At 62.2% G+C, this 16,029-nt stretch carries 11 protein-coding genes and 1 pseudogene; all 12 read left to right on the forward strand.

Going from position 1 to position 16,029, the window contains the following annotated elements:
- Positions 1–70: 70 nt before the first annotated feature.
- The gene (locus ACO77H_RS01695) at positions 71–922 is read left to right on the forward strand and encodes an ABC transporter permease (protein WP_076961686.1); all 852 of its coding nucleotides are present in this window, start codon (positions 71–73) and stop codon (positions 920–922) included.
- Positions 919–1,743: a quaternary amine ABC transporter ATP-binding protein gene (locus ACO77H_RS01700; protein WP_432754920.1), complete on the forward strand. Its 825-nt coding sequence runs from the start codon at positions 919–921 to the stop codon at positions 1,741–1,743. The genes ACO77H_RS01695 and ACO77H_RS01700 overlap by 4 nt, the downstream gene beginning before the upstream one ends.
- A 142-nt stretch (positions 1,744–1,885) precedes the next feature.
- Entirely contained in the window at positions 1,886–3,409 is a 1,524-nt protein-coding gene (locus ACO77H_RS01705; protein WP_169955664.1) for an HAL/PAL/TAL family ammonia-lyase, read from the forward strand.
- Positions 3,410–3,428: 19 nt separating this feature from the next.
- Positions 3,429–4,967: a histidine ammonia-lyase gene (gene hutH, locus ACO77H_RS01710; RefSeq protein ID WP_432754921.1), complete on the forward strand. Its 1,539-nt coding sequence runs from the start codon at positions 3,429–3,431 to the stop codon at positions 4,965–4,967.
- A 181-nt stretch (positions 4,968–5,148) separates the two neighbouring features.
- Positions 5,149–6,558, forward strand: coding sequence for an amino acid permease (locus ACO77H_RS01715; protein WP_169955666.1), 1,410 nt, complete (start codon positions 5,149–5,151; stop codon positions 6,556–6,558).
- A 15-nt stretch (positions 6,559–6,573) separates the two neighbouring features.
- The gene (gene hutI / locus ACO77H_RS01720) at positions 6,574–7,779 is read left to right on the forward strand and encodes an imidazolonepropionase (protein ID WP_432754922.1); all 1,206 of its coding nucleotides are present in this window, start codon (positions 6,574–6,576) and stop codon (positions 7,777–7,779) included.
- A 29-nt stretch (positions 7,780–7,808) separates the two neighbouring features.
- A complete protein-coding gene (hutG, locus tag ACO77H_RS01725; protein WP_432754923.1) occupies positions 7,809–8,609 on the forward strand; it encodes an N-formylglutamate deformylase in 801 nt (266 codons plus the stop codon).
- Between the two features lie 256 nt (positions 8,610–8,865).
- Positions 8,866–9,837, forward strand: coding sequence for a prolyl aminopeptidase (gene pip / locus ACO77H_RS01730; RefSeq protein WP_169955669.1), 972 nt, complete (start codon positions 8,866–8,868; stop codon positions 9,835–9,837).
- Positions 9,834–10,271: a D-aminoacyl-tRNA deacylase gene (gene dtd, locus ACO77H_RS01735; RefSeq protein WP_169955670.1), complete on the forward strand. Its 438-nt coding sequence runs from the start codon at positions 9,834–9,836 to the stop codon at positions 10,269–10,271. Before pip ends, dtd begins: the two co-directional genes overlap by 4 nt.
- A gap of 267 nt (positions 10,272–10,538) precedes the next feature.
- The gene (locus ACO77H_RS01740; RefSeq protein ID WP_346266507.1) at positions 10,539–12,275 is read left to right on the forward strand and encodes a glucan biosynthesis protein G; all 1,737 of its coding nucleotides are present in this window, start codon (positions 10,539–10,541) and stop codon (positions 12,273–12,275) included.
- Positions 12,268–14,912: pseudogene (mdoH, locus tag ACO77H_RS01745) on the forward strand (glucans biosynthesis glucosyltransferase MdoH). Before ACO77H_RS01740 ends, mdoH begins: the two are co-directional and overlap by 8 nt.
- A gap of 155 nt (positions 14,913–15,067) precedes the next feature.
- Positions 15,068–15,865 carry a transporter substrate-binding domain-containing protein gene (locus ACO77H_RS01750; RefSeq protein WP_169955673.1) on the forward strand — a complete coding sequence of 266 codons (798 nt, stop codon included), beginning with the start codon at positions 15,068–15,070 and terminating at the stop codon, positions 15,863–15,865.
- Positions 15,866–16,029 lie beyond the last annotated feature (164 nt).

Consider the following 16,029-nt stretch of genomic DNA (forward strand, 5'->3'; position numbering starts at 1 on the left):
ACAGTGCTCCCGGCTACCCTGAACAGGCAGCCGGACACCCGGCCACACTCCACTGGATCGAGAGCACGTTATGTTTCCTGAGAGTTTTACGTTTTCCATCGCCGACTGGGTCAACGGTTGGGTCGATGGGTTGGTGACCAACTACGGCGATGTGTTCCGGCAGATTTCCGACACCTTGCTGTGGGCCATCGTCAACCTGGAAGGCCTGCTGCGCGCGGCGCCCTGGTGGCTGATGCTGGCGATAGTCGGCGGCGTTGCCTGGCACGCCACCCGCAAGGTGCTGACCACGGCGGTGATCGTCGGCCTGCTGTTCCTGGTGGGCGCGGTCGGCCTGTGGGACAAGCTGATGCAAACCCTGGCGCTGATGATGGTGGCCACGGTGATCTCAGTGCTGATCGGCATTCCCCTGGGCATCCTCTCGGCGCGCAGCAATCGCCTGCGCTCGGTGCTGATGCCGCTGCTGGATATCATGCAGACCATGCCCAGCTTCGTGTACCTGATCCCGGTATTGATGCTGTTTGGCCTGGGCAAGGTGCCGGCGATTTTCGCCACGGTGATCTACGCCGCGCCGCCATTGATTCGCCTGACCGACCTGGGCATTCGCCAGGTGGATCGGGAAGTGATGGAAGCCATCAATGCCTTTGGCGCCAACCGCTGGCAGCAGCTGTTTGGCGTGCAACTGCCGCTGGCCCTGCCGAGCATCATGGCCGGGATCAACCAGACCACCATGATGGCCCTGTCGATGGTGGTGATCGCCTCGATGATCGGCGCCCGTGGTTTGGGTGAAGACGTACTGGTGGGCATCCAGACCCTTAACGTCGGGCGCGGCCTGGAGGCTGGCCTGGCGATTGTGATTCTCGCAGTGGTCATCGACCGCATTACCCAGGCCTATGGTCGTCCACGGCATGAGGCGAGCAAATGACTACTGTCAGCAAGATCGAAGTTAAAAACGTATTCAAGATTTTCGGCGCCCGTGACAAGGAAGCCCTGGCGCTGATTGGCCAGGGCCAGACCAAGGACCAGGTGCTGGCGCAGACCGGTTGCGTGGTGGGGGTCAATGACCTGTCCCTGAGCATCGGCACCGGCGAGATCTTTGTGATCATGGGCCTGTCGGGTTCCGGTAAGTCCACCCTGGTGCGCCACTTCAACCGCCTGATCGACCCCACCAGCGGCGCGATCCTGGTGGACGGCGAAGACATTCTGCAACTGGATATGGACGCCTTGCGCCAGTTCCGTCGGCACAAGATCAGCATGGTGTTCCAGAGCTTCGGCCTGCTGCCGCACAAGAGCGTGCTGGACAACGTGGCCTATGGCCTGAAAGTGCGCGGCGAAACCAAGCAAGTGTGCACCGAGCGTGCCTTGCACTGGATCGCAACCGTGGGTTTGAAGGGGTATGAAAACAAATACCCGCACCAGTTGTCGGGCGGCATGCGCCAACGGGTGGGCCTGGCCCGGGCCCTGGCGGCTGACACCGACATCATCCTGATGGACGAAGCGTTCAGTGCCCTCGACCCGCTGATCCGCGCCGAGATGCAGGACCAGTTGCTGGAACTGCAAAAGACCCTGCACAAGACCATCGTGTTTATCACCCACGACCTGGACGAGGCCGTGCGCATCGGCAATCGCATCGCGATCCTCAAGGACGGCAAGCTGATCCAGGTCGGCACGCCGCGGGAGATCTTGCATTCGCCGGCCGATGAGTACGTGGATCGGTTTGTTCAGCGGCGGGCGGCGGTGGTCTGAGCCGGGGTTTGTGGTGAGTTGGCTGGCCTCATCGCAGGCAAGCCAGCTCCCACATTTGAATGCATTCACAAATCAAAATGTGGGAGCGGGCTTGCCCGCGATGAGGCCGGCAAGGCCGCAAAAAATTCCAGAAGGTATGAAGATGTCCCAGGCTAAAAAAATCGTCATCGCCGACACCCCCCTGCACTGGCAGGACGTGGTCGCTGTCGCGCGCTTCGGCGCCGAGCTTGCGCTGTCGGGCCAGGCCTGGGCGCGCATCGACAATGCCCAGTCCATCGTGCAGCGCATCGTCACCGGCGGCGAGCGCGCCTATGGTGTCAACACCGGCCTGGGCGCGTTGTGCAATGTGTCGCTCAAGGGCGAGCAACTGAGCCAGCTGTCGCGCAATACCTTGCTCAGCCACGCCTGCGGTGTCGGTGCACCGCTTACCGATGAGCAGACTCGCGCCATCATCTGCGCCGCCATCCTCAACTACAGCCAGGGCAAGTCCGGCCTGCATCCGCAGGTGGTGCATTCGTTGCTGGCGCTGCTCAACCATGGCATTACCCCGCAGGTACCGTCCCAGGGTTCGGTGGGCTACCTGACCCATATGGCCCATATCGGCATTGCCTTGCTGGGTGTGGGAAATGTCAGCTATCGCGGCCAGATCGTTACCGCCCAGGCCGCCTTGGCCGCCGAAGGCCTGCAGCCGGTGGTGCTCGGCGCCAAGGACGGCCTGTGCCTGGTCAATGGCACGCCGTGCATGAGCGGCCTGAGCTGCCTGGCCCTGGCCGATGCCCACCATTTGCTGCAATGGGCCGATGTGATCGGCGCTATGAGCTTTGAAGCGCAGCGCGGGCAGATCGATGCGTTCGACGAGCAGATCATCGCCCTCAAGCCACACCCTGGCATGCAGCAGGTCGGCAGCAACCTGCGGGCTTTGCTCGCGGGCAGCGAGGTGATTGCCGCCAGCCGGGGCATTCGTACCCAGGACGCGCTGAGCATCCGTTCGATCCCCCAGGTCCATGGCGCCGCCCGCGATCAGCTGGAACACGCCACCCGCCAGATTGAAACCGAACTCAACGGCGCCACCGACAACCCGTTACTGCTCGGCACGCCAGACAACTACCGCGTGGTGTCCCAGGCCAACCCCCATGGGCAGTCCGTGGCACTGGCGGCGGATATGCTGGCCATCGCCATGGCCGAGATCGGTTCCATCGCCGAGCGCCGCCTGGACCGCCTGATCAACCCTCACGTCAGCGGCTTGCCGGCGTTCCTGGTGAGCAACCCTGGGGTCAACTCGGGGATGATGATCGTGCAGTACGTCGCCGCTTCCCTCTGTGGGCAGAATCGTCAATTGGCGCAGCCGGCGGTGCTCGACAATTTCGTCACCTCGGGCCTGCAGGAAGACCACCTGAGCATGGGCACCAACGCTGCGCTAAAGCTGCATTCGGTGCTGGCAAACGTCACCCAGATCCTCGCCATCGAATACCTGCTGGCGGCCCAGGCCTTTGAGTTCCTCAAACACCAAGGCTTCGGCGCCGGCACCCACGTGGCTTGGCGCCTGCTGCGCGAGCACGTCCCGGCCTATGAGCAGGACCGCTGGTTGGCACCGGATATCGCGACCACCGCAAAGCTGCTCAACACCCCTGATTTGCTGAACCACGTTTTACCGAATTTGCACTGAACCCTATTTCAAAAGGAGTATGAATGTGACTGCGCTAAATCTGATTCCAGGCCAACTGAGCCTTGCCCAACTGCGGGCCATCTACCAGCAGCCGGTAACCCTCAGCCTGGATGACAGCGCCTCGGCGCAGATCGAAGCCAGTGTGGCCTGTGTCGAGCAGATTCTCGCCGAGAACCGCACCGCCTATGGCATCAACACCGGTTTCGGCCTGTTGGCCTCGACCCGTATCGCCAGCGAAGACCTGGAAAACCTCCAGCGTTCCCTGGTGTTGTCCCACGCGGCCGGCGTTGGCGAGCCGATCAGCGATGCGCTGGTGCGTTTGGTGATGGTGCTCAAGGTCAACAGCCTGAGCCGGGGTTTTTCCGGGATTCGCCGCCAGGTAATCGATGCGCTGATCGCCCTGATCAACGCCGAGGTCTACCCGCATATCCCGCTCAAGGGCTCGGTCGGTGCTTCCGGAGACTTGGCGCCACTGGCCCATATGTCCCTGGTGCTGCTGGGCGAAGGCAAGGCCCGTTACAAAGGTGAGTGGCTGGAGGCGACCGAAGCGCTGAAAGTCGCCGGCCTTGCGCCCCTGACCCTGGCCGCCAAGGAAGGCCTGGCGCTGCTCAACGGCACTCAGGTCTCCACCGCTTACGCCTTGCGCGGTTTGTTTGAAGGCGAAGATCTGTTCGCCGCCGCTATCACCTGTGGCGGCCTGACCGTGGAAGCGGTGCTGGGCTCGCGCTCGCCGTTCGACGCGCGCATTCATGCGGCCCGTGGCCAGCGTGGGCAGATTGACTCGGCCGCCGCTTATCGCGACTTGCTCGGCGACAGCAGCCAGGTGTCCCAGTCCCACCAGAACTGCGACAAGGTGCAAGACCCGTACTCCCTGCGTTGCCAGCCGCAAGTCATGGGCGCCTGCCTGACCCAGTTCCGCCAGGCGGCAGAGGTGTTGGTGGTCGAAGCCAACGCCGTATCCGATAACCCGCTGGTGTTCGCCGCCGAAGGCGATGTGATTTCCGGCGGTAACTTCCACGCCGAACCGGTGGCGATGGCCGCCGACAACATGGCCCTGGCCATCGCTGAAATCGGCTCCCTGAGCGAGCGCCGCATCTCGCTGATGATGGACAAGCACATGTCGCAATTGCCGCCGTTCCTGGTGGGCAATGGCGGGGTCAACTCCGGCTTCATGATCGCCCAGGTGACGGCGGCGGCGTTGGCCAGCGAGAACAAGGCGTTGTCCCATCCCCATAGCGTCGACAGCCTGCCGACGTCGGCCAACCAGGAGGACCACGTGTCGATGGCGCCGGCTGCCGGCAAGCGCCTGTGGGAAATGGCCGAAAACACCCGTGGGGTTCTCGCAGTGGAATGGCTGGCCGCCTGCCAGGGCCTGGACCTGCGCGATGGCCTGAAAACCTCGCCCAAGCTGGAAAAGGCCCGTGGGATCCTGCGCGCCAAAGTGGGCTTCTACGACAAAGACCGCTTCTTCGCCCCGGACATCAACGCTGCCAGCGAGCTGTTGGCCAGCCGCTGCCTGAACGAATTGGTGCCGGCCGAGCTGCTGCCAAGTCTCTAAGCACCACCCCGATCCCGTGTGGGAGCTGTCTCGCCCCGCGAGGCTGCGATAGCGGTGGGCCAGGCAACATAAATGTTGCCGGTGCCGCCGCCATCGCAGCCTCGCCAAGGCTCGAGAGCTCCCACAGGTGATCGCCCATAGGTTCGGATTCTCTCTGGATAACAATAATTAGGGACGAGAAATGCACCAGCAAGCACAAGGTCTCAAACGCGGGCTGACCGCCCGCCATATTCGCTTCATGGCACTGGGGTCGGCGATCGGCACCGGGCTGTTCTACGGCTCCGCCTCGGCCATCCAGATGGCTGGCCCGGCGGTGTTGCTGGCCTACCTGATTGGTGGCGCTGCCGTGTTCATGGTGATGCGCGCCCTCGGGGAAATGGCCGTGCACAATCCGGTGTCCGGCTCGTTCGGCCAATACGCCAGCACTTACCTGGGCCCGATGGCCGGTTTTATTCTCGGCTGGACCTACGCCTTCGAGATGATCATCGTCTGCCTGGCAGACGTCACCGCCTTTGGCATCTACATGGGCTTCTGGTTTCCCGAAGTCGCACGCTGGGTCTGGGTGCTCGGCATCGTCCTGCTGATCGGCGGGCTGAACCTGTGCAACGTCAAGGTATTTGGCGAAATGGAGTTCTGGCTGTCACTGCTCAAGGTCGGCGCGATTGTCGCAATGATCCTCGGCGGGTTCGGCATCATGCTGTTCGGCGTGCATTCGGCCGGCGAAGCCCCGGCCACCGGGTTGAGCAACCTCTGGGCCCATGGTGGCTTCATGCCCAATGGCGTGGGCGGGCTGATCGCCTCGTTTGCGGTGGTGATGTTTGCCTTTGGCGGCATCGAAATCATCGGCATCACCGCCGGTGAAGCCAAGGACCCGCAGCGGGTGATCCCCAAGGCGATCAACGCGGTGCCGCTGCGCATCCTGCTGTTCTACGTGCTGACGCTGTTTGTGCTGATGGCCATCTACCCATGGCCGCAGATCGGCAGCCAGGGCAGCCCATTCGTGCAGATCTTCAGCAACCTGGGGATTGGCTCGGCGGCGACCATCCTCAATATCGTGGTGATCTCGGCGGCCGTCTCGGCCATCAACAGTGACATCTTCGGCGCCGGCCGCATGATGTACGGCCTGGCCCAGCAAGGGCAGGCGCCCAAGGGCTTTGCGCAACTGTCGCGCCACGGTGTGCCATGGATGACCGTGGTGGTGATGGGCGCGGCGCTGCTGGGCGGTGTGGTGTTGAACTACCTGATCCCGGAAAACGTGTTCCTGGTGATTGCCTCGATTGCCACCTTCGCTACCGTGTGGGTATGGCTGATGATCCTGGTCACGCAGGTGGCAATGCGCCGCTCGATGACCCGCGAGCAGATCGCCGAACTGAAATTCCCGGTACCGTTCTGGCCCTATGCGCCGGCGGCGGCCATTGTGTTCATGCTGTTTATTTTTGGCGTGCTGGGCTACTTCCCGGACACCCAGGCCGCGCTGCTGGTAGGCGCCGTATGGATCGTGTTGCTGGTCCTCGCCTACCTGCTGTGGGTCAAGCCCGCAGCCGGGCAAGCGGCCAAGGTCAATTACGACCCGGCTTTGTCTCACCGATAACTTAGGGAGGCGTTGATGAAAACGCTTTGGCAACACTGCCACATCGCAACCATGGCCCGGGGCGAGTACTCGATCATCGAGGATGGCGCCATGGTCACGGCCGGTTCGCTGATCGAGTGGATCGGCCCCCGTGCCGAGCTACCGCCTGGCGACTACGGGCAGACCCATGACTTGCAAGGGGCGTGGGTCACGCCGGGGCTGATCGACTGCCATACCCACACGGTATTTGGCGGCAACCGCAGCGGCGAATTCGAGCAGCGCCTGCAAGGCGTGAGCTACGCCGAGATCGCGGCGGCCGGCGGCGGTATCGCCAGCACCGTGCGCGCCACTCGCGCAGCGAGCGAAGACGAGCTGTTCGACAGCAGCCGCAAGCGCCTGCGCAGTTTGCTGCGTGACGGCGTGACCACGGTAGAGATCAAGTCCGGCTACGGCCTGGACCTTGCCAACGAGCGCAAGATGCTGCGGGTGGCCCGGCGCCTGGGGCAGGAGTTGCCGGTCAGCGTACGCGCCACGTGCCTGGCGGCCCATGCGTTGCCGCCGGAGTACAAGGATCGCGCCGACGACTACATCGAGCACATCTGCAACGAGATGCTGCCGGCCCTGGCGGCAGAAGGGTTGGTGGATGCGGTGGATGCGTTCTGTGAATACCTGGCGTTTTCCACCGAGCAGGTAGAGCGCGTGTTCAAAGTCGCGCAGCGCTTGGGCTTGCCGGTAAAACTGCATGCCGAGCAACTGTCGTCGCTGCACGGCTCCAGCCTGGCGGCGCGGTATCAGGCGCTGTCGGCGGACCACCTGGAGTTCATGACCGAAGAAGACGCCATCGCCATGGCCGCTGCCGGCACCGTCGCCGTGTTGCTGCCGGGGGCGTTCTATTTCCTGCGCGAAACCCAGTTGCCGCCGATGGATGCCTTGCGCAAGCACGGGGTGAAGATCGCCATCGCCAGCGACCTCAACCCCGGCACCTCGCCGGCCTTGTCCGTGCGGCTGATGCTGAACATGGCCTGCACCCTGTTTCGTATGACCCCGGAAGAAGCCCTGGCCGGCGCCACCCGACATGCCGCCACGGCACTGGGCATGGGCGACACCCACGGCTCGCTGGAAGTGGGCAAGGTCGCGGATTTTGTCGCCTGGCAGATCGATCGCCCCGCCGACCTGGCCTACTGGCTGGGCGGCGAGCTGGGTAAACGCGTCGTGCGCCATGGCGTCGACGTCGATGTGTAAGGCTGCCTTTGTGAGTAAGGAGTACTGCTGTGGATAAGGTTCTGAACTTCAAACAAGGCCGTGTGCCGCTGCTGATCAGCATGCCCCATGCCGGCCTGCGCCTGACGCCTGCGGTTGCAGCGGGCCTGATCCCCGAGGCGCAAAGCCTGCCGGATACCGACTGGCATATCCCCACGCTGTACGACTTTGCCCAGGAACTGGGGGCCAGCACCCTGGCGGCCGAGTATTCGCGGTTTGTCATCGACCTGAACCGGCCGTCTGACGATAAGCCGTTGTATGTCGGCGCGACCACCGGCCTGTTTCCCGCGACGCTGTTTGATGGGGTGCCGTTGTTTATCGAAGGCAAGGAGCCGTCGAAGGCGGAGCGGGCGACCTACCTGAAGCAGATCTGGACGCCTTATCACCAGACCCTGCAACAGGAACTGGCACGGCTCAAGGCTGAATTTGGCTACGCGTTGCTGTTCGACGCCCACTCGATCCGCTCGGTGATCCCCCACCTGTTCGACGGCAAGTTGCCGGACTTCAACCTCGGCACCTTCAATGGCGCCGCCTGCGACCCCGAGTTGGCCAGCCAGTTGCAAGCCATCTGTGCGGCGCATCCGCAGTACAGCCATGTGCTGAACGGACGCTTCAAGGGCGGGCATATCACCCGGCACTATGGCAACCCAGCGAAGGATATTCATGCGGTGCAGCTGGAGTTGGGGCAGTGCACGTATATGGAGGAGTTTGAGCCGTTCAGGTATCGGCAGGATTTGGCCGAACCGACGCGGGTGGTGTTGAGGCAGTTGCTGCAAGGGCTATTGGCCTGGGGCCAGAAGCACTACACCTGAGGCAACGAAGATCAAACTGTGGGGAACGGGCTTGCGCGCGACGGCGGTCTGTCAGTTCACGAATATGTCGACTGATACGCCGCTATCGCGAGCAAGCCCGCTCCCACACGTGGTTGCGTGAACCTTCCTGGCTGATCGCTGACCCAGGTCCAGGCCTTCAAGGACATGCTCATTGCACAATTCGGGTTTATGATGCCAGACGGCAAAATAATAGACGTCCCCCCAGGGATGGAACCGACCCCTTACGGAGTGCGCAATGCAGACTTTGTACCCGCAGATCAAACCCTACGCCCGGCACGATCTGGCCGTCGATGAAACCCACACGCTGTATGTCGACGAAAGTGGTTCCCCGCAAGGTTTGCCCGTGGTGTTCATCCACGGTGGCCCCGGCGCCGGTTGTGATGCCAACAGCCGCTGCTATTTCGATCCCAACCTGTACCGCATCGTCACCTTTGACCAGCGCGGTTGCGGGCGCTCCACGCCACGGGCCAACCTGGAAAACAACACCACCTGGGATCTGGTCGCTGACCTTGAGCGCATTCGCGAGCACTTGGGCATCGAAAAGTGGGTGCTGTTCGGCGGCTCCTGGGGCTCGACCCTGGCCCTGGCCTATGCGCAAACCCATCCCGAGCGCGTGCATGGCCTGATCGTGCGCGGCATCTTCCTGGCCCGCCCCCAGGATATCCAGTGGTTCTACCAGGCCGGCGCGAGCCGCCTGTTCCCGGATTACTGGCAGGACTACATTGCGCCCATCCCGCTGGAAGAGCGCGACGACATGATCAGCGCTTATCACAAGCGCCTCACCGGCAACGACCAGATCGCCCAGATGCATGCCGCCAAGGCCTGGTCCACCTGGGAAGGCCGCATGCTGGGCCTGTGCCCCAGCCCGCAGTTGATCGAACGCTTCTCCGAGCCTCAGCGCGCCTTGTCGATTGCGCGTATCGAGTGCCACTACTTCACCAACAACTCGTTCCTGGAGCCCAACCAGCTGATTCGCGACATGCACAAGATCGCCCATCTGCCGGGCATCATCGTCCATGGCCGCTACGATATGATCTGCCCGCTGGATAATGCCTGGGAGCTGCACCAAGCCTGGCCCAACAGCGAGCTGCAGGTGATCCGCGAGGCGGGCCACGCAGCGTCCGAGCCGGGCATCACCGATGCATTGGTGCGTGCCGCGAGCCAGATGGCACGGCGTCTGCTTGATCTGCCCCCTGAAGAAGCATGAAGGGCCTTTTGCAGCGGGTGCGTGGCGCCCGGGTCGAAGTGGCAGGGCAAGTGGTGGGCGCGATAGACCAGGGTTTGCTGGTACTGGTGGCCGTCGAGCCTTCAGATACAGCGGCCAGTGCCGACAAGCTGTTGCATAAGCTGCTTAACTATCGGGTGTTCAGTGACGACGAGGGCAAGATGAACCTGTCGTTGAAGGACGTTGGCGGCGGTTTGCTGCTGGTGTCGCAGTTCACGCTGGCGGCCGATACCAAGAGCGGCCTGCGGCCCAGCTTCTCCACAGCGGCGCCTCCGGAAGTGGGCGAGGCACTTTTCGAGCACTTGTTGCTACAAGCGCAACAATTGCATGGCACTGTGGCGTCGGGGCGTTTTGGCGCGGATATGCAGGTGCATTTGGTCAATGACGGCCCGGTCACCTTCCTTTTACAGACCTGATTGTATGAAAAACGACTTTTAATGCGCAAAAACGCAAGTTTTCGCTACAAATACTTCGCTGCCCCTGCTGCGTTATCTCACCGGCTACTAGATAATCGCGCGCTACGGGGATCAGCGTAAATTGATCCATTTTTGACTTAGGTAGAGACTTGTCCGCTCGCCCGTGGGGAATCATTTAGCCCCATCGGAGTCGGAACAATGCTCGCCAACCTGGCATATAGATAGCTGGCCGTTGGTTTTTTGATCTGTTTTCGGCGAGGGTTGCTCGTGATTGTTAGTCCCTGTAATGCACCAAAATTGTCTGCCAAACGGTTACGAAACGCACTGGTGACGGGCTCTGCCCTGTTTTGCCTGTTCGGCGCGGGTCAACTGTGGGCATTCAGTCTGGACGATGTGTCGGCCAAGGCAAAAGAGCTGGCCGGGCAGAAATACGAAGCCCCGCGCAGCAATCTGCCGAACGAATTCCGCGAAATGAAGTTCGCTGACTACCAGAAAATTCGTTTCCGCAATGAAAAAGCCGAGTGGGCCGATCAGAAAACCCCGTTCAAGCTGTCCTTCTATCACCAGGGCATGCACTTCGACACGCCGGTGAAGATCAACGAAATCACCGCGACTGACGTCCAGGAAATCAAGTACGACCCGACTCGTTTCGATTTCGGCGACGTCAAGTTTGATCCAAAAGCCACCGACCAGCTGGGTTATGCCGGCTTTCGCGTGCTGTACCCGATCAACAAGGACGACAAGCAAGACGAAATCATGACCATGCTCGGCGCCAGCTATTTCCGCGTCGTGGGCAAGGACCAGGTCTACGGCCTGTCCGCCCGTGGCATGGCGATTGATACCGCGCTGCCGTCCGGCGAAGAGTTCCCGCGGTTCACCGAATTCTGGATCGAGCGTCCAAAACCGGGTGACAAGCACCTGGTGATCTTTGCCCTGTTGGACTCGCCACGGGCCACCGGCGCCTATCGCCTGATCCTGCGCCCGGGCACCGACACCATTGTCGACGTCAAGTCGCAGATGTTCCTGCGCGACAAGGTCAGCAAGCTGGGCGTTGCCCCGTTGACCAGCATGTTCCTGTTCGGCGCCAACCAGCCGTCCAAAGTGCTCAACTACCGTCGCGAACTGCACGACTCCAGCGGCCTGTCGATCCACGCCGGCAACGGCGAGTGGATCTGGCGCCCGCTGAACAACCCAAAACACCTGTCGGTCAGCAACTTCTCGGTAGAAAACCCGCGTGGTTTCGGCCTGTTGCAGCGTGGTCGCAACTTCAGCCAGTACGAAGACCTCGACGACAACTACGACAAGCGCCCAAGCGCCTGGATCGAGCCTGAAGGCGACTGGGGCAAGGGCTCCGTCGATTTGGTAGAGATCCCGACTGCCGATGAGACCAACGACAACATCGTTGCCTTCTGGAGCCCGGCCGAACTGCCCAAGCCCGGCGAGCCGCTGGATATCGCCTACCGCCTGCACTGGACTCTCAACGATGCACCGTTCCACTCGCCGGACAGTGCCTGGGTCAAGCAGACCCTGCGTTCTACTGGTGATGTGAAACAGTCCAACCTGATCCGCCAGCCAGACGGCAGCGTGGCCTATCTGGTGGACTTCGAGGGCCCGTCCCTCAAGGCCCTGAAGCCAGATGCGGCAGTGCGCAGCCAGGTCAGCGTCGGTGAAAACGGCGAAGTCGTGGAAAACAGCGTGCGCTACAACCCGCACACCAAAGGCTGGCGCCTGACCCTGCGCTTGAAGATCAAGGATGCAGGCAAACCGACCGAAATGCGTGCGGCCCTGGTCCAGGACATCGTCAAGCCTGAGCCAGAGCAGGTTTCCACCCAAGTCCTGAAGGCTGACAAAGTCCTGGCCAAGCAACACGAGAAACACGCCAAGAAAGACGCCAAGGACAAGCAAGACAAGCAGCCAGAAGCTGCCCCAGCCACCCCGGAGCCAGTCAAGACAGAACAAGTCCTGACCGAAACCTGGAGCAATCAGTTGCCTGCCGATGAGTAACTCCCAAGTCCAGCCAGAGACTCTTGCCGAGTACCTGGCGCATCTTCCGATGACCGACGAGCAGCGCGCCGAACTGGCGGGCTGCAAGTCCTTCTCCGAACTGCACGAGCGCCTGTCGTCGTCGACCTTTGACGCCCCGGTGGACGCGGCGCAGGCCTCGGTTGGCCGAAGGCTGACCCTCAACACGGCCGAGGAGCTAGAGGAAGCCGAAATGCTGGTGCTCGACGCCAGCGGTCGGGTTTGCCTCAAGGCCACGCCGCCGATCCGGCGTACCAAAGTGGTGCCCGAGCCTTGGCGCACCAATATCCTGGTGCGTGGCTGGCGCCGGCTGACCGGCCGTAGCAACCCGCCTGCGCCGCCCAAAGACGAGCGCGTGCTGCCGGCTGCGCGCTGGCGCACGGTCGGTTCGATCCGCCGCTATATCCTGCTGGTGCTGATGCTCGGCCAGACGATCGTGGCCGGCTGGTACATGAAAGGCATCATGCCGTACCAGGGCTGGTCCTTCGTCGACTTTGACGAGGTGCGCAACCAGACCCTGCTGCAAACTGCCACCCAGGTCCTGCCCTACGCCCTGCAAACCAGCATCCTGATCATGTTCGGCATCCTGTTCTGCTGGGTTTCGGCGGGTTTCTGGACTGCGCTGATGGGCTTCCTTGAGTTGCTTACCGGTCACGACAAGTACCGGATCTCCGGGAAAAGTGCCGGCGACGAGCCAATCCCGAAAGAGGCCCGTACCGCGCTGGTCATGCCGATCTGCAACGAAGACGTGCCCCGGGTGTTTGCCGGCCTGCGCGCGACCTTCGAGTCGGTCGCTGCCACTGGCGATCTGGATCGTTTCGACTTCTTTGTGCTCAGCGACAGTAACGACGCCGACATCTGCATCGCCGAACAGCAAGCCTGGCTCGACGTCTGCCGCGAGGCCGGTGGCTTTGGCAAGATTTTCTATCGCCGCCGTCGTCGTCGCGTCAAACGCAAGAGCGGCAACCTTGACGACTTCTGCCGTCGCTGGGGCGGTGACTACAAGTACATGGTGGTCCTCGACGCCGACAGCGTGATGAGCGGCGAATGCCTGACCAGCCTGGTGCGCCTGATGGAAGCCACGCCGGACGCCGGGATCATCCAGACCGCGCCACGTGCCTCGGGCATGGACACCCTGTATGCGCGCATGCAGCAGTTCGCCACCCGCGTCTACGGCCCGCTGTTCACCGCGGGCCTGCACTTCTGGCAGTTGGGCGAATCCCACTACTGGGGCCACAACGCGATCATCCGCATGAAGCCGTTTATCGAGCACTGCGCCCTGGCGCCGTTGCCCGGCAAAGGTGCGTTCGCCGGTTCGATTCTTTCCCACGACTTCGTTGAAGCTGCGCTGATGCGCCGTGCCGGCTGGGGCGTGTGGATTGCCTACGACTTGCCGGGCAGCTACGAAGAACTGCCGCCCAACCTGCTGGACGAACTCAAGCGTGACCGTCGCTGGTGCCACGGTAACCTGATGAACTTCCGCCTGTTCCTGGTCAAGGGCATGCACCCGGTACACCGTGCGGTGTTCCTCACCGGCGTGATGTCGTACCTGTCGGCGCCGTTGTGGTTCCTGTTCCTGGTGCTGTCCACGGCCCTGCTGGCGGTCAACACACTGATGGAGCCGCAGTACTTCATGGCGCCGCGCCAGTTGTACCCGCTGTGGCCGCAATGGCATCCGGACAAGGCGGTGGCCCTGTTCTCCACCACCATCGTGCTGCTGTTCCTGCCTAAATTGCTGAGCATCATCCTGATCTGGGCCAAGGGCGCGAAAGAGTTCGGTGGCAAGTTCAAGGTGACCTTGTCGATGCTGCTGGAGATGCTGTTCTCCATGCTGCTGGCGCCGGTGCGGATGATTTTCCACACCCGCTTCGTGCTCGCCGCGTTCCTCGGCTGGGCTGCGACCTGGAACTCGCCGCAACGTGACGATGACTCCACGCCATGGAGCGAGGCAGTCAAGCGCCACGGCCCGCAGACCTTGCTGGGCTTCTTCTGGGCGCTGCTGGTGGTGTGGTTGAACCCAAGCTTCCTGTGGTGGCTGGTGCCGATTGTCGGTTCGCTGATGTTGTCGATCCCGGTCTCGGTGATCTCCAGCCGGGTCAATCTGGGCCTCAAGTCGCGCGACGAAAGCCTGTTCCTGATCCCCGAGGAATACAATCCGCCGCAGGCGCTGCTGTCGACCGACCGCTACACCCACGAAAACCGTTGGCATGCACTGAATGACGGTTTTATCCGGGCAGTGGTCGATCCGCAGCAGAACGCCCTGGCCTGTGCCCTGGCGACCTCCCGCCATGGCCATGCGGAGCCGATTGAGTGGCTGCGCGCCGATCGCGTGCGACATGCCCTGAAAGTCGGCCCCGCGGGCCTGAGCAACAACGAACGCGTGGCCTTGCTCAGCGACCCGGTGGCCCTGGGGCGCCTGCATGAGCAAGTCTGGAGCGAGGGGCATGCCGAATGGCTTGGCGCCTGGCGCGAATCGGTCAAGGCCGACCCGCATGCGCCGTTGCTACCGCTCAAGCCGCTGTCATCCCAGGCTCAGCCAGCCTGATTCAGACGCCCCCGGGATTCGTCTCGGGGGCGCTTGAAACGCCCTTCCTACAGCGTTTTTCGCTTCTGCCTTAGCCTTCTAACTTCGATACAAAAGACCCTGGTTCAAGGCGTATTGCCGTGCCTGCCAGTGGGTTAGGATCGCCCCCCAAATCTGACTCGACCGCCTGTGGCTTGCGCTAGACCCGCAACGCACGGTACGCGGCTGCTTAATGAAAAAGGGGCTTTTCATGATCAAGGGTTACTGGTCGATACTGCTGGGTATTGTCGCGTTGCTACAGGTACAGATGGCGCACGCGGGCGCCATTGATGAGGCCGTGCGGCGCGGGGTCTTGAAAGTGGGGACCGACCCCAACTACGTGCCCTTTGAAATGACCGACAAGCAGGGGCGTGTCATCGGCTTTGAAGCTGACCTGCTCGAAGAAATGAGCAATGCCCTGGGGGTGGCGCTGGAATGGGTCCCGGTGGCCTATACCGAGCTGATCCCGGGCCTGCTCGGCGGCCGCTTCGACATGATCGGTAGCGGTATGACCGTAACCCAGGAGCGCAACCTCAAGCTCAACTTCAGCGACTCGTTCATCATCGTTGGCCAGACCGTACTGCTGCACCCGCGCCTGGCCGGCAAAGTCAGCAGCATTGAAGACCTGAACGAAGCCGGCTATCGGATTGCTGCCGCAGACGGCACCACCGGCGAAGCGGCGGCGCGGCGCTTCCTGGGGGCTGCGCAATTGCGCAGCTTTGCCACGGCGGAGGAAGGCGTGCGCCAGTTGGTCGACGGGAGGGTTGATGCCTTTATCCATGATGCACCCTATAACCTGATTGCCCTGGCCAAGCCGCAAAACCGCGAACTGCTGGCCCTGGAGCAGCCCTTCACCTACGAACCCCTGGCGTTTGGATTGCCAAAGGGCGATTACGATAGCCTGAACTGGATCAATCACTTCCTTAATCAGATAGCCCAGGACGGCACCTACGATCGGCTGCATGACAAGTGGTTTCGGGACACGGACTGGTTGTCGGAGATCGAATGATGGTCACAACTGCTTACATAACTCCTGGGGGCTTACCCGTCAGGTCAAGCCGTCTAACTGCGCTTTTCTCCGGGGTTTTGTGGGGTTTTTCTGTCATATCCGCCAACAAATCCCGGCTAGACCTTTGTGCCGGTGGGCGAGTGGGTTAGCATCGCTCCCCGAAG

The sequence above is a fragment of the Pseudomonas sp. WMBT8 genome (assembly GCF_050916005.1).
In the GTDB taxonomy this organism is placed as follows: Bacteria; Pseudomonadota; Gammaproteobacteria; order Pseudomonadales; family Pseudomonadaceae; genus Aquipseudomonas.

What these genes read in the sequence shown, in the direction of transcription:
- ACO77H_RS01695 (WP_076961686.1), top strand. Translation starts at nt 71, where the DNA reads ATGTTTCCTGAGAGTTTTACGTTTTCCATCGCCGACTGGGTCAACGGT.
- ACO77H_RS01700 (WP_432754920.1), top strand. Translation starts at nt 919, where the DNA reads ATGACTACTGTCAGCAAGATCGAAGTTAAAAACGTATTCAAGATTTTC.
- ACO77H_RS01705 (WP_169955664.1), top strand. Translation starts at nt 1,886, where the DNA reads ATGTCCCAGGCTAAAAAAATCGTCATCGCCGACACCCCCCTGCACTGG.
- hutH (WP_432754921.1), top strand. Translation starts at nt 3,429, where the DNA reads ATGAATGTGACTGCGCTAAATCTGATTCCAGGCCAACTGAGCCTTGCC.
- ACO77H_RS01715 (WP_169955666.1), top strand. Translation starts at nt 5,149, where the DNA reads ATGCACCAGCAAGCACAAGGTCTCAAACGCGGGCTGACCGCCCGCCAT.
- hutI (WP_432754922.1), top strand. Translation starts at nt 6,574, where the DNA reads ATGAAAACGCTTTGGCAACACTGCCACATCGCAACCATGGCCCGGGGC.
- pip (WP_169955669.1), top strand. Translation starts at nt 8,866, where the DNA reads ATGCAGACTTTGTACCCGCAGATCAAACCCTACGCCCGGCACGATCTG.
- dtd (WP_169955670.1), top strand. Translation starts at nt 9,834, where the DNA reads ATGAAGGGCCTTTTGCAGCGGGTGCGTGGCGCCCGGGTCGAAGTGGCA.
- ACO77H_RS01750 (WP_169955673.1), top strand. Translation starts at nt 15,068, where the DNA reads ATGATCAAGGGTTACTGGTCGATACTGCTGGGTATTGTCGCGTTGCTA.